11 protein-coding genes and 1 pseudogene are annotated in these 13348 nt (G+C 64.1%); 8 read left to right on the plus strand and 4 right to left on the minus strand.

Annotated elements, in window-relative coordinates; translation table 11 throughout:
- Positions 1 to 155, minus strand: a pseudogene (locus BO74_RS14625) (IS110 family transposase); the annotation flags it as partial.
- A gap of 155 nt (positions 156 to 310) precedes the next feature.
- Between BO74_RS14625 and BO74_RS14630 the strand changes: the two are divergent.
- The 5 genes from BO74_RS14630 (at position 311) to BO74_RS14650 (ending at position 4475) form a co-directional block, all read left to right on the plus strand.
- Positions 311 to 892: an HD domain-containing protein gene (locus BO74_RS14630; protein ID WP_496443120.1), complete on the plus strand. Its 582-nt coding sequence runs from the start codon at positions 311 to 313 to the stop codon at positions 890 to 892.
- 59 nt (positions 893 to 951) lie between these two features.
- Positions 952 to 1308, plus strand: coding sequence for an arsenate reductase (locus BO74_RS14635; RefSeq protein WP_496443121.1), 357 nt, complete (start codon positions 952 to 954; stop codon positions 1306 to 1308).
- Positions 1305 to 2168, plus strand: coding sequence for an Hsp33 family molecular chaperone HslO (hslO, locus tag BO74_RS14640; protein ID WP_496443122.1), 864 nt, complete (start codon positions 1305 to 1307; stop codon positions 2166 to 2168). Before BO74_RS14635 ends, hslO begins: the two co-directional genes overlap by 4 nt.
- Before the next feature lie 96 nt (positions 2169 to 2264).
- A complete protein-coding gene (locus BO74_RS14645; protein ID WP_496443123.1) occupies positions 2265 to 3779 on the plus strand; it encodes a YdgA family protein in 1515 nt (504 codons plus the stop codon).
- 63 nt (positions 3780 to 3842) lie between these two features.
- Positions 3843 to 4475 carry a DUF2238 domain-containing protein gene (locus tag BO74_RS14650; protein ID WP_496443124.1) on the plus strand — a complete coding sequence of 211 codons (633 nt, stop codon included), beginning with the start codon at positions 3843 to 3845 and terminating at the stop codon, positions 4473 to 4475.
- A 71-nt stretch (positions 4476 to 4546) separates the two neighbouring features.
- Here the strand turns inward: BO74_RS14650 and BO74_RS14655 are convergent, their stop codons facing one another.
- Positions 4547 to 5794 (minus strand): L-serine ammonia-lyase, encoded by a 1248-nt coding sequence (locus tag BO74_RS14655; RefSeq protein ID WP_496443125.1) that lies wholly within the window; start codon positions 5792 to 5794, stop codon positions 4547 to 4549.
- Between the two features lie 224 nt (positions 5795 to 6018).
- Here BO74_RS14655 and dsrO point away from each other — a divergent pair, with 224 nt between their 5' ends.
- From dsrO to BO74_RS14670, 3 genes are read left to right on the plus strand one after another with little or no spacing between them, the layout of a single operon-like run.
- Positions 6019 to 6744 carry a sulfate reduction electron transfer complex DsrMKJOP subunit DsrO gene (gene dsrO, locus BO74_RS14660; RefSeq protein WP_496443126.1) on the plus strand — a complete coding sequence of 242 codons (726 nt, stop codon included), beginning with the start codon at positions 6019 to 6021 and terminating at the stop codon, positions 6742 to 6744.
- Position 6745: 1 nt separating this feature from the next.
- On the plus strand, positions 6746 to 7816 hold the full coding sequence (gene nrfD / locus BO74_RS14665) for an NrfD/PsrC family molybdoenzyme membrane anchor subunit (protein ID WP_496443127.1): 1071 nt from the start codon (positions 6746 to 6748) through the stop codon (positions 7814 to 7816).
- 10 nt (positions 7817 to 7826) lie between these two features.
- Positions 7827 to 10913, plus strand: coding sequence for a molybdopterin dinucleotide binding domain-containing protein (locus BO74_RS14670; RefSeq protein WP_496443128.1), 3087 nt, complete (start codon positions 7827 to 7829; stop codon positions 10911 to 10913).
- 9 nt (positions 10914 to 10922) lie between these two features.
- Here the strand turns inward: BO74_RS14670 and BO74_RS14675 are convergent, their stop codons facing one another.
- Together BO74_RS14675 and BO74_RS14680 are read right to left on the minus strand one after the other, a co-directional pair.
- Complete coding sequence (locus tag BO74_RS14675) at positions 10923 to 11555, minus strand: response regulator transcription factor (RefSeq protein WP_496443129.1); 633 nt, start codon at positions 11553 to 11555, stop codon at positions 10923 to 10925.
- Positions 11539 to 13311: a sensor histidine kinase gene (locus tag BO74_RS14680; protein WP_496443130.1), complete on the minus strand. Its 1773-nt coding sequence runs from the start codon at positions 13309 to 13311 to the stop codon at positions 11539 to 11541. The genes BO74_RS14675 and BO74_RS14680 overlap by 17 nt, the downstream gene beginning before the upstream one ends.
- Positions 13312 to 13348 lie beyond the last annotated feature (37 nt).

A 13348-nucleotide genomic window follows, 5' to 3' on the forward strand; every position in this document is an offset into this window, starting at 1 on the left:
TCCATGCCAATCAGGCAGGGCGCTTGCCCGGCAAAATAGCTGCGCACTTGCCGGCGCGTGAGCGTTCGCTTGACCTGCACCGCTTCGTGCCGATCCACGCCATGCACCTGAAATACTTGCTTTGCCAAATCCACTCCAACGCGCGTAAGGTTCATCTTGGACTCCTTCCTTCGTTTGACTGGTTGGTGACAACTCCAGTCTGGCACATCGATGCCGGTGGAAGGGAGGAGTCCATCCCATTGGCCTTCGCCGGAATGACGAATCTTCAACAAATCAGCACTTTCTGAGCGATACAGGATTTTCACAAACGATGACAGAACAGATTTCCTCCCTCGCCGCGTTCCTGACGGAAATGGACAGATTGAAGCTGGTCACGCGAGCCAGCTATGTCGGGGACACCTCCCGACACGAGAACTCCGCCGAGCACAGTTGGCACCTTGCTCTCGGCCTGCTAGTTCTCGCCCGCGAGTTGCAAACCGAGGTTGATTTGCCGAGAGCACTGGCGATGGCTCTCATTCACGATGTATGCGAAATCGACGCAGGAGACACACCTGTCTATTCCGCGCGCGCTGATCAACATGAAGCTGAATCGCTCTGTATTGAGCGGCTCGCAAACTCTGGTCTGCTCTTCGGCAAGGAACTGCGCGAACTCTGGCTCGAATATGAGGCGCAAGAAACCAGGGAAAGCCGCTGGGTCAAGGTCATGGACCGTTTCCTGCCATTCATCAGCAATCTGGCAACAGAAGGAAAATCATGGCGGGATCGTTCAATTGCGCGATCGCAGGTCCTGCGCGTCAATGAGCAGGTCCGGACCTTCGCGCCAGAGATTTATGAGTGGATGGTTATCCGTATCGATGAGTGCGTCGAGAAAGGCTGGCTGCTCAACACGTAGGCGCATCCAATTAGTTGGTCATAAATAACACTTATGTAAATCGACATTGAACGAGCACCATGCAAACACTTCTCAAGATCTACGGTATCAAGAACTGCGACACCATGAAGAAGGCCCTAGCCTGGCTGGACGCCAACGGCGTGGCGTGCGAATTCATTGACTACAAGAAAGCCGGCGTCACGGAACAGCAACTCCCCGACTGGAACCACCGCGCGGGCTGGAAGGTACTGCTCAACACGCGCGGGCTGATGTGGCGAAAGCTGACCGATGACGAGCGCGCTGACGTGGACGAAGCGAAGGCCTTGACACTGATGGCAAAATATCCGGCTCTGATCAAGCGCCCGGTCCTCGACACTGGGACCAACCTGCTGGTCGGTTTCGACCCCGACCGCTACGCCAAGGAATTGAAGCAATGAGCAACAACGTGCAGCGCTTTCTGTTCGACGACCTGGACATCCGTGGCGCCGTCGTGCGCCTCGATACCGTCTGGGAAAAACTCATGTCGGGGCGCGACTACCCGGCGGCGGTCGTCGACCTGCTCGGCCAGATGAGCGCCATCTCGCTGCTGCTGGCCGACAACCTCAAGCAGGCCGGTCGCCTGACCATCCAGTTGCGCGGCAGCGGGCCGGTCTCGCTCCTCGTGATCGACTGCAACGAAGAGCTCAACCTGCGCTGCATGGCGCACCACGAAGAACAGCTCGGCACAGGAACGGCCATCGAGCTGCTCGGCAACGGCGAGTTGCTGCTCTCGCTCGACCTGCCGACAATGCGCGAGCCGTACCAGAGCGTCGTGCCGCTCGATGGAAAAACGATCGCCGAAGTGTTCGAGCACTACCTGACACTTTCCGAACAACTCGACTCGCGCATCTTCCTCGCGGCCTCGGCCAGTGGCGCCGCCGGACTGTTCCTGCAGAAAATGCCGGATGCCGACAAGCGCGACCCGGACGGCTGGGCGCGCGTCGAAGCGCTGGCCGCGACCGTCAAACCGGACGAGCTGCTATCACTCCCGGCGGACGATCTGCTGACCCGGCTGTTTCACGAGGAGACCGTCCGTCTCTTCGCCGCCCGACCGGTCACCAACGACTGCCCGCAAGACTGGGACAAGATCCGCACCATGCTGCTCGCGCTGGGTCGTGAGGACGTCTACGCCAGCCTGCTGGAAAACGGCGAAATCGTCATCAACGACGAACTGAGCAAGAACGAGTACCGCTTCGACAAGGCGGCGATCGACGAACTGTTCAGCCACACGCCGGAGACCCCCAAATCGGTGCACTGACGCCGAAACGCTTTTCCCAAGGGCATACTCACCCGGGGTAGAATGCCGCGCGCATCAGCCGCACCCGATGACGCTCAACACACAAAGGAGACAGCTTTGGCCAAAAGCAAATTGACCGTGGTAGCCGCATCGGTGGTTGCCGTTCTCGCCGTCGGGTACCCCGCCGCCGCGTGGTATCTCGGCACGCAGATCGAAAAGGCGCACGCCGACGCGCGCGCCATGCTCGCGACGCAGCCCTACCTCAAGGTAACGAACCAGAGCTACGAGCGCGGCCTGTTCAGCGCCAGCGAAACGACGACGATCGAGATTCCGGCCGCACTGTTCCACCCGCCCGGAGCCAAGGCTGACAAGGCCGACGAAGCCGAGAAGCAGGAAGCACAGCCTCCGTTCCGCATCACGGTAAGGACGGCGATCCAGCACGGACCGCTGCCGGGATTTTCAACGCTGGCCGCGGGCAGCGAGGTCTCGACCATCGAATTCGACGAGCCGCTACGCACCAAGATCGCGGAAGCCTTCGGAACCAACCAGCCTTTCGACATCCGCACGACCTACAACTTTCAGGGCGGCGGCCGCTCGACCTTTGCCAGCCAGCCGTTCAAGCTGGTGCTTCCGGGCGACACCCCGGAGAGCAAGGCGATGCTCTCCGGCGAGCGCACGGACATGACAATGGAGTTCTCGAAAGGACTGGCCGAGTACACGCTCCGCGGCACGGCGCCGCGTTTCGCGCTTTCCGAGCCCGGCGGATCGAGTGTGGTCATCACCAGTATGGTGATCGACAGCCAGCTCAAGCGCGTTTTTCCCGACGAGCCGATGCTCTATTCGGGGTCGCAGAAAATCACCGTCGCCGAAGTCAGCGTGACGCCGGGTGACGCCGCGCAACCGGGACCGGAACAAAAGGTTTCGCTCAAGGAGATCGCCTACGACGTACAGATGCCGGCCGCCGGCGATTTCATCGACGTGATCGCCAAAATAGGCGCCAACGTCGTCCAGGTCGGTGAACAGAACTACGGCCCGGCGCATTACGACTTTTCGCTCAAGCACCTGCACGCCCGCAAGCTGGTCACGCTGAGCCGCGGCTTCACGGCGCTGTATTCCAAACCGGAAATCTTCGCGGATCAGGACCAGCTGCTGCAGTCCCTGATGCCGCTGAAGGATCCGCTCTTCGACCTGCTGGCCGACGGCCCGGTATTCTCGATCGACCGCATCGCCTTCCGTACGGCCGAGGGTGAAGCCAGTTTCAACGCCAGCATCAAGCTCGCCGATCCAAAGCCGGATGACTTCTCCAACCCGCTGATGCTGCTGGCCAAGCTCGACGCCGGCGCCACCATCGCATTGCCAACCGCGCTGGTCGACTCGCTGATCGGTGCCGGCAAGAGCGAAGAAGAAGCGCAATGGGCTCGCAAGAGTGCCGAGAGAACCCTGGAGCAGTTCAAGCAACAGGGCTACATCACGGTGGAAAACAACCTGCTCAAGAGCAGCGTCACGTTCAAGGGCGGCCAGTTGCAGGTCAACGGCAAGCCGTTCAACCCGATGGCGGCGATGCTGCAGCACCAGTCGGCGCAGCAGGAGGCCGAAGCGGCAGAAGCGGCAGAAGCGGCACCGCAGAACTGAAGGTAACGCCGGGAGCGGCTATCATCACGACTCCCGGCAAACCGCCTCGCCCACCCCTCTCTCATGCAAACCCGCCCCGCCATCGCACTGATCGTCGCCGCGGCCGCGCTCGTCATTCTCCTTGTCGCGACCGGCATCTCGCCCTACGACCGCCCGACCTGGGCGCTCGAAGTCGCGCCAGTCGTCATCGCACTGGCGATCATGGTGCCGACCTGGAAGCGTTTCCCGCTGACCGGCCTGCTCTATTTCTGGATCTTCATGCATGCCGTGGTGCTCATCGTCGGCGGCACCTACACCTACGCCCGCGTCCCGTTCGGTTTTCAGCTGGCCGACCTGCTCGGCATCACGCGCAATCCCTACGACAAGATCGGCCACTTCTTCCAGGGTTTCGTCCCGGCGCTGGTGGCGCGCGAAATCCTCATCCGAGGGGCTTACGTCAACGGCCGGAAGATGCTGAATTTCCTGGTAGCGTGCGTCGTGCTGGCGATCAGCGCCTTTTACGAATTGATCGAATGGTGGGTCGCCGAACTGATCGGCCAGGACGCCGACGAATTTCTTGCCACGCAGGGCTACGTCTGGGACACCCAGTCGGACATGCTTTTCGCGCTGATCGGCGCCGTGTTCGCGCTAGTGTTCTTCTCGCGCTGGCACGACCGGCAGATCGCCGCGCTGACGCCGCCCCGATCCGCAAAATAGAGAAAGTCCTGGCCGCCCGAACGGTTTTGACTTCGCTGTCGAGGAAGCACCCTCGCCTGTGCAAGCGCCTTTCAGCTCCCCATACCGGCGAACGGCGACGCTTCGCCCTTGATCGCATGAAGGCGGTGAACACGGGCCAGCCCGCCTTGCGCCGTCTCACGATAGCTCGCCTTCATATCGCGTCCGGTTTCCCACATCGTCTGCACCACCTCGTCGAAGGAGACGAGGTGGTGACCATCGGAAAACAGGGGGTACGCCGCGCAGTCCACTGCACGCACGGCGGCAATGGCGTTGCGTTCGATGCACGGTATCTGCACGTAGCCACCGATCGGGTCGCACGTCAGGCCGAGGTGGTGTTCCAGCCCCATCTCGGCAGCGTATTCGATCTGCCGTGGCGATCCGCCAAGCAGTTGTGCCGCGGCGGCCGCCGCCATCGCACAGGCGGTGCCGACCTCCCCCTGACAGCCGACCTCGGCGCCGGAAATCGAGGCATTACGCTTGACCAGGTTGCCGACCAGCCCTGCCGTTGCCAGCGCACGAACAATTCTTGTGTCGGGGAACTGCGATTGTTGCTGGAGGAAGAACAGCACCGCCGGCAGCACGCCACACGCGCCACAGGTTGGCGCCGTCACCACCTGGCCGCCCGCCGCGTTTTCCTCTGACACCGCCAGCGCATAAGAGAACAGCAAGCCCAGTTCGCCGAAATGCCCGGCACTCTTGCACGCACGTGTATGGTAGGTAGCCGCCTTGCGCGGAACCTTGAGTTCGCCCGGCAAGCGCCCTTCGGCGTCGAGTCCGGCGGCGATGGATTTCTTCATCGTGCCCCAGATCCCGGCCAGAAAATCATCGATACCGCCCTCCTCGCAGCGACGCACGACTTCCCACATCGCCTGGTTCTCGGCTTCGCAGAAATCCAGCACCTCCTTCATTCTCGTGTACGGATACACGTCGTCACCGCCATCGGCCCACCCCGCTTCGTCCAGCAGTGCACCGCCGCCTACCGAATAAACAACTTGCGAGAGCAGGACCTGTCCGACGCTGTCGAATGCCTCGAAGCGCATTCCGTTGGGGTGACGCGGCAGAGTCTCCTCCGGAAGCCAGACAAGTTCGACCGGTAGCGGCGCGAAAGGCTGGCCGACGGCAATATCGGTCAAGTGTCCGCGCCCGGTGGCCGCCAGGCTGCCATACAGTGAGATGCGAACGTGTGAAGTTTCTGCCGGAATTCCGGCGCGAAACGCCTCGGCGGCCCGCCGCGGCCCCATCGTATGGCTGCTTGACGGACCGATGCCCGGACGAAACAGATCCCTGAGTGATTTCATCTTGAAAACCTCACCGCAAAGGAAGCGCTTAAATAGTCGCAATCACCGATCAGCATGTCCCCGGCGATGATATCGCGGGTGACGCACGATACCATTTCACCGCGCCGGACTGGCCGCAACCCGGCGATAGGGACTTTTCCCTATGTCACCTTCCGTTTCTTCCAATTTCACCGGCCATCGGAGTTCACTAAGCTTCGCGACGTCACATCGTTCCGGAGTTGTTCATGACCAGCCCAACCGATCCGGGCCGACGCGCGTTCCTCTCGGCCATTCCGGTGCTCACCGCCGGCATCGCCGCGCCCGCGCAAGCGGCCGACACCCGCAGCCCCCGCTGGGGAATGCTCGTCGACACTCGCCGTTGCATCGCCTGCCAGGCCTGCACCATGGCCTGCGCGATGGAAAACGCCACCCCGGAAGGGGCTTTCCGCACCGTCGTAGCCACCTACGCCGTGACCACGGCGGAAGGCGCCACCGGCCTGTCGGTCGTCCCGCGCCTGTGCAACCACTGCGAGACACCGCCGTGCGTCGAGGTCTGCCCGGTCGGCGCCACGTTCAAGCGCGAGGATGGTGCCGTGCTCGTCGATGGCGACCGCTGCGTCGGCTGCGCGTATTGCGTGCAGGCGTGCCCCTACGACGCCCGTTTCGTCAATCACGACACCGGCAAGGCGGACAAATGCACGTTCTGCAGCCATCGCGTCGAAGCCGGCCTGCTCCCGGCCTGCGTGGAAACCTGCGTCGGCGGGGCGCGCATCTTCGGCGACCTCAACAACGCGAACAGCGAGATCTGCAAACGCCTGAAAGAGGCCGGCAACAGCGTCAGTGTACTGAAGCCGGAAGCCAATACCCGGCCCAACGTTTTCTACATCGGCCTGGACGCCGCGCTGGCTGGCCGTGTCGACGGCGTTTCCGCCGCCGACCTGATGTGGCGGCCGGACCATCAAGGAGGATGACATGACGACAACAGTCGAAGTGCTGGGATTCGCCCGCGGACCAGACTGGCTGCCGTGGGCGGTGCAATATTTCTTTCTGATCGGCATTTCCTGCGCCGCGTTTTTCCTCTCGTTGCCGGGCTTGGCCTGGCGCCTGCCGCGCTGGCGTATGCTGTCGCGCCTGGCGCTGCTCGCCGCCCTGATCAGCGGCCTCACCGCGCCGGTCGCGCTGATGGCCGACCTGCACCAACCGGGGCGCTTCATCAATTTCTATCTGCACCCCAACTTCGGTTCGTGGATGGCCTGGGGCTCCTTCTTCATTCCGCTGTACGTCGGCGGCCTGCTTCTTTACGCCTGGCTGTGCCTGCGCCCGACCCTTCTGCGGATGGCGCAGTGCGGTGGCCGGCTGGCAGTGGTCTATCAGCGGGTTTCCTACGGAGGCCACGACAACCGCCAGGCGATCGGCCTCGCCGCGCTCGCGGCATCCCTCGGCGCGATGCTGTTGTTGCTCTACACAGGGATGGAGACGATGGTCGTCAGCGCCCGCATTCTCTGGAACAGCCCGCTGGTGCCGCTCCTGTTCCTGAGCACGGCGTGCGTCGGCGGACTCGGCATGACGCTGCTCGTCGCCGCTCTGGCCGGCCGGCGCGACGTCGCGCCATCGCTCAACCGCGGGCTGGCGCTCGCCCTCGCCACAACCTTCATCCTGCTTGCCGCGTGGTTTTCCAGTGCGCTCACCGGGCAGGCATCAGCGGCCGCGGAAGCCCTCGCCGCGCTCGCCCGATCCCGCGTATGGGCTACCACCGGCATTTGGTTCCTCGGAACGGCCGCGTTCACCCTGTGGCTGGCCGTCCGCTCGCCCCAATCGCTCTGGTCCACCGCGCTGCTGGCGTTGCACGGCGCGTGGCTGCTGCGCTGGATCGTGTTCATCGGCGGCCAGAGCATCCCCCGGATGGGGAGCACCTGGTTCGACTATTCACTCGGAATCGGACCCGATGGACTGCTCGGCATCGCCGGCTCGCTCGGACTCGCATTATTCCTGTATGTCGTCCTGACGGGGCTGATTCCCTGGGACGAACGCGCTGAAGCTTGAGGAGATACATATGGAATTCGGCAAACGTCGTCAACTTCTGGCGGCCGGCGGACTCGCCGCCTTCGCCGCCGGCTACTCGGAAACCGCCGGCCGCGTCGTCGGCAAATTGCTCGGCCGCGACACGCCGAAGCATCGCACCGCCGGCAATGCGCCCGAACCGGAATACCGCGTCGACGCGCAGGGGCGGATCGAGCTCAATCCGGCACAGCAGGTCAGCTACACCGTGTGCCTCGGCTGCACGACGATGTGCGGCGTGCGCGTCCGCCTCGACAGCTCCTCGGGCAAGGTGCTGCGCGTTTCCGGCAACCCCTACAGCCCCCTTTCGACCGATCCGCACCTGCCGATGAAGGCCAGCGTGCGCGAGAGCTTCGCCGCCGTTTCGGCGTTCGGCGAACGCGGGCTTGACGGGCGTTCCACGGCCTGCGGACGCGGCAACGCCATCGCCCAGCAACTCGACTCGCCGTATCGCGTCCTGCAACCGCTGAAGCGCGTCGGGCCGCGCAATTCGGGGCAGTGGGAGCCGATCAGCTTCGAGCAGTTGATCCGGGAGGTCGTACATGGCGGCGACCTGTTCGGCGAGGGACATGTCGATGGTCTGGCCGCATTGCGCGACCTCAAGACGCCGATCGACCCGGCGCAACCGGAACTCGGACCGCGCGTCAATCAGGTCGCAGTCCTCTCGAGCGTCAACGACGGGCGCGAGGGCTTCGCCCGGCGTTTCATGCAAAAGTCTTACGGCACACTCAATTTCGTTGGCCACGGCTCCTATTGCGGCGGCTCGTATCGTTCCGGTTCCGGCGCGCTGTTCGGCAATCTGAAGACGATGCCGCACGCCAAGCCGGATTTCGCCAACGCCGAATTCATCCTCTTCGTCGGCACGGCCCCGGGCCACGCCGGCAATCCGTTCAAGCGTACCGGCGCGCTGGTGGCGAAGGGTCGAACCCAGGGCAAGCTCTCCTACGTCGTCGTCGACCCGGTCATGACCCACGCCGACAGCCGCGCCAGCGGCGACCGCGGCCGCTGGGTGCCGATCCGGCCGGGGACCGACGGCGCGATGGCGATGGCGATCGTCCGCTGGCTGTTCGAAAACGAGGGCATCGACCGGCACTTCCTCGCCAACCCGAATCCCAAGGTGGCGCGTGCGACGGGCGAACCGGCCTTCTCGAACGCCACGCACCTCGTCGTCGTCGAACCCGGCCACCCGCGCGAAGGGCGGATGCTGCGCGCTTCGGACATCGGCGCCCCCCTTCCCGAGGAGCAGCGTTACAAGGACGCGGACGCCTTCGTGTGCATCGATACGGCCGGGCGTCCCGTGCCGCATGACAAGGCTGAGCAACCCGCCGAACTGTTCGTCGACCGTGCCATCGAACTCGATGGCCGCCCGGTGCGCGTCAAGTCGTCGCTGCAGTTGCTGCGCGAGGAAGCTGAACGTCTGCCGATGGCGGAGTACGCCACTGCGTGCGGAATTCCCGAGGAAACGCTCGCCGGGCTGGCGAGGGAACTCGCCGCGCACGGCAAACGCGCCTCGGTCGTCGCCCACGGCGGCATGATGAGCGGCAGCGGCTTCTACAATGCCTTCGCGCTGATGAGCATCAATGCCCTGCTCGGCAACCTCAACTGGAAAGGCGGCTTTGTCGCCAACGGCGGCGGCTTCAAGGACAACGGCGAGGGACCGCGTTACAACCTCGACATCTTCCCCGGCATGGTCAAACCCGCTGGCACCCTGCTCGGACGCAACGTCCCCTACGAGAAAAGCACCGAATTCGGCAAGCGCAAGGCGGCAGGCAATCCCTACCCGGCCAGCGCCCCGTGGTTCCCGAACGCTCCGGGATTGGCCACCGAGATCATTCCCGGCGGTCTGGCCGGCTACCCCTACGCGATGAAGGCGCTGATCCTCTGGTCGGCCAACCCGCTGTACGGCATTCCGGGACTGCGCCAGCGCGTCGCCAGCGATCTCGCTGACCCGAAAAAGCTGCCACTGATCATTTCGATCGACCCGTTCATCAACGAAAGCAACGCCTTTGCGGACTACATCATCCCCGACTCGCTGCTGTATGAAAGCTGGGGCTGGGTATCCGCGTGGAACGGCGTGCCCACCAAGGCCATGGGCGCCCGCTGGCCTGTCGTCGCCCCCCGGGCGGCGAAAACTCCGGAGGGTGAAGCCATCGGCATGGAGACGTTCTTCATCGCCCTGGCACGAGAGATGAAACTGCCTGGCTTTGGCGACAACGCCATCACCGGCACCGACGGCGCAACGTATCCGCTGAGCACGCCGGCAGACTGGTATCTGCGCGCTGGCGCGAACGTCGCCTGGCAAGGCAAGGAGCCCGTTGGCGACGCGACTTCGGAAGACCTGCTGCTTTCCGGCGTGGTACGCATCCGGCCGCTGCTCGAAAAGACGCTGAAGCCGGAGGAGGTTGCCAAGGTCGCCTTCCTGTACAGCCGCGGCGGGCGTTATCAGCCCGGCAAGGATTCGCTCGACGAGGACAATCCTGAATGGATGCGCAATCCGATGAAGGCGATGTGCCATCTGTGGAACGAAAACGTCGGCAGCTCGAAGAACAGTCTTTCGGGCAAGCGCAACAAAGGCTGTGCCACCTGGCATGAGCCCGCGTTTGCCGACGGAACCCCGATGCGCCAGATATATTCGGATGACAAATGGCCGCTGCTACTGGTCAGCTACAAGTCCGCGCTGCAGAGTGCCCACTCGGTCGGCGCCACGCGCCTGCTCCGGCTGCATCCGGAAAACCCGGTGCTCATCCACCCGCAGGACGCCGAACGCCTGGGCCTGCAGACCGGCGATCTGTCCAAGATCGAGACGCCATCCGGCAAGATCGAGGCGCGCGTCATGGTGCATGCAGGCGTCGCGCCCGGCGTGGCAGCCTTCGAGCACGGTTTCGGCCACCGCGAGCTCGGCGCCCGCGCCCATCGCGTCGGGGCGCAGCGACAGCCCGACAACCCGCGCCTCGCCGCCGGCGTCAACCTCAACGACATCGGCCTGCTCGATCCCACGCGCCGGGATCGCGCGCCCTGGGTCGACGGGATCTCGGGCGCATCCGTACGCAACGGCCTGCCAGCGACGATCCGCAAGGCCTGAAGGGGGCTTTCAGTCCAGCGCCGACGGGTCGGCCAGCAGCATCAGCCGCGCCAGTTCGGCGGCGGAGGAGATGCCCATCTTCTCCATCACGTGCTGGCGGTGGATATGCACCGTCTTTTCGCTGATCGACAGCGCAGCGGCGATCACCTTGTTCGGTTCGCCGAGCGCGACAAGGCGGGCGACCTCATCCTCGCGCGGAGAGAGCGTCTGCAACCGCCGGCGCACGCCCTCGCGGCGCCCGCTATCGGCCAGCATCTCGGCGCTGCGACGGACGGCGGCGGCCACGGCGTCCAGCAACACCTGGTCCCGGAACGGTTTTTCGATGAAATCCGTCGCGCCCGATTTCATCGCCTGAACGACCATCGACACGTCGGCATGCCCGGTCAGGAAAAGGATCGGCAATGCAATTCCCCGTTCGCTCAGGACTTGCTGGAGTTCCAGCCCGCTCATCGCCGGCATGCGGATGTCGAGCAGCAGGCAGGACGGCGTTTCGGGCGGCGTCAGCGCATCGAGAAACTCCTCGGCCGAGGCGTAGAGGCGGACATTCCAGCCGACGGAGTCGAGCAGGAAGCGCAGCGCGCGGCGCAGCGCGGCATCGTCGTCGACGACATGGACGACGCAGTCTTCAGGCGGATGATTCATGGCATGGCAACTGGAAAGAGAAACACATCCCGACGCCGTCTTCATTCGCCTCGGCCCACAGGCGTCCGCCGTGCGCCTCGATGATGCTCCGGCAAATCGGCAGACCCAGGCCAAGGCCGTCGGGCTTGGTGGTGAAGAACGGTTCGAACAGGTGCTCGCGCTGCGACGCGTCGAGTCCCGTGCCACGATCGACAACGGCAACGACGAGGCGACTGTCGGCACGCGTCAGGCGTACGCGGATAACCTGCCGATCGTCGGGCAGACTGCGCGCCGAATCGATAGCGTTCTTGATCAGATTGAGCAGCACCTGCTGTATTTGCAGTCCGTCACAAAGGACGCAGCATTCGAGGCCCGCTTCGCGCTCGACGGCGATCTCGGGGCAACGGACCAGCATGCCGGCCACCATTCGCCGTGCCTCTTCGGCCAGTCCGAACAGATCGACCGATTCGCGCACGGCGGCCCGCTTGCGCGCGAAATGACGGATACGCTGCACCACACCGCCTGCACGCTCAGCCTCGCTCGCAATCTCGCCGCACGCCTCGCGCAGGGCTTCCGGCGTGAGCGTTCCAGCCGCATCCCGGCGCAGCAGGCTGTTGGCGTAGGTACCGATGCTCGTCAGCGGCTGATTGATCTCGTGAGCAAGGCTCCCCGAGAGTTCGCCGAGAATCGACAACCGGGAGAGATGTTCCATCCTCTCCTGATTGTCACGCACCCGGCGCTCCGCAGCTTCGCGTGCTGCCAGCGAATCGTTCAACTCGCGCGTGCGCTGATGTACCAGATGTTCGACACGGACCGTGTGCACAATCCACACGGCCAGAAGAGCCAGCAGCCCAAGCAGCCACGGCCAGAAGCGGCGGGCCATCCCTTCCGGCGTAATGTCGCGCAGATAGGCGTACGGCCCGACCCGCAGATCGCGGTACAGGTCGAGTACCGGCTGGTAGTCAGGCGGCACCGACCAACTCACCCGGTCCTGGCCTTCGGGCATGGCCAGAAGCACGCGGGCCACCGACTTGGCGAGTTGCGAATCGATGTGGCGTGTCACGGCGATCGGCCAGTCGGGATAGAGCGGCGACGACAGCGCGCAGTCGAAGCCATCCACGTACCGGGGGGAAAGTACGCGAAACTCTTCCATCCGGATCAGGCCCTCGCGGGCCATTTGCTCGGTCAGGCAGGCGCGCACGATGCCGGCATCGACCTCCCGGTTTTTCACGGCCTCGACGATCCGCGTCATGGGTAGCCCGAGAAAACGTGTTTCCCGCACAGCCGATTCCGGATCGACCCCGTCGCGCAGCATCTCGCGCGCCGCGATGAGATAGCCACCGAACGCCTCCGGAGCCACAGCGGCGATATTTCGTCCTGCCAGATCCCGCAATTTGACAAGCTCGGTGCGTTCGGCACGCGCCAACACCACGGAACCGAGTGCCTGCCCGCTTCGCGCGGCGTGAGGCGACTGCAGCGTAGCGATCCGGCTGAGACCGAACTGTGCTTCAAGCGTGACGTAATACCCCGGATTGGTAATCACGAGATCGACCTGCTTCGCGGCGATCGCCTCACGCAACCCATCGGCATCGTAGTTGCGCAGGTGAAAGCCATGACCCGGGAGTTCCCGGTTCAGGTGGTCGATCACCGGCGACCAGTCGGAAATCGCGGCCTGCTCGCCCTGGAAGGCGAACACGCCGACCGCCACGCCGTTCGAATTCGCGGCACGGGTGACGACGGAGAACACCGTCAGCAACAAGAAAAGCAGCGCACTCACCTTCTTCCGGCTGCGAACCGGGGCTGTCGCCGCCATT

The sequence above is a fragment of the Propionivibrio pelophilus DSM 12018 genome (genome assembly GCF_059569095.1).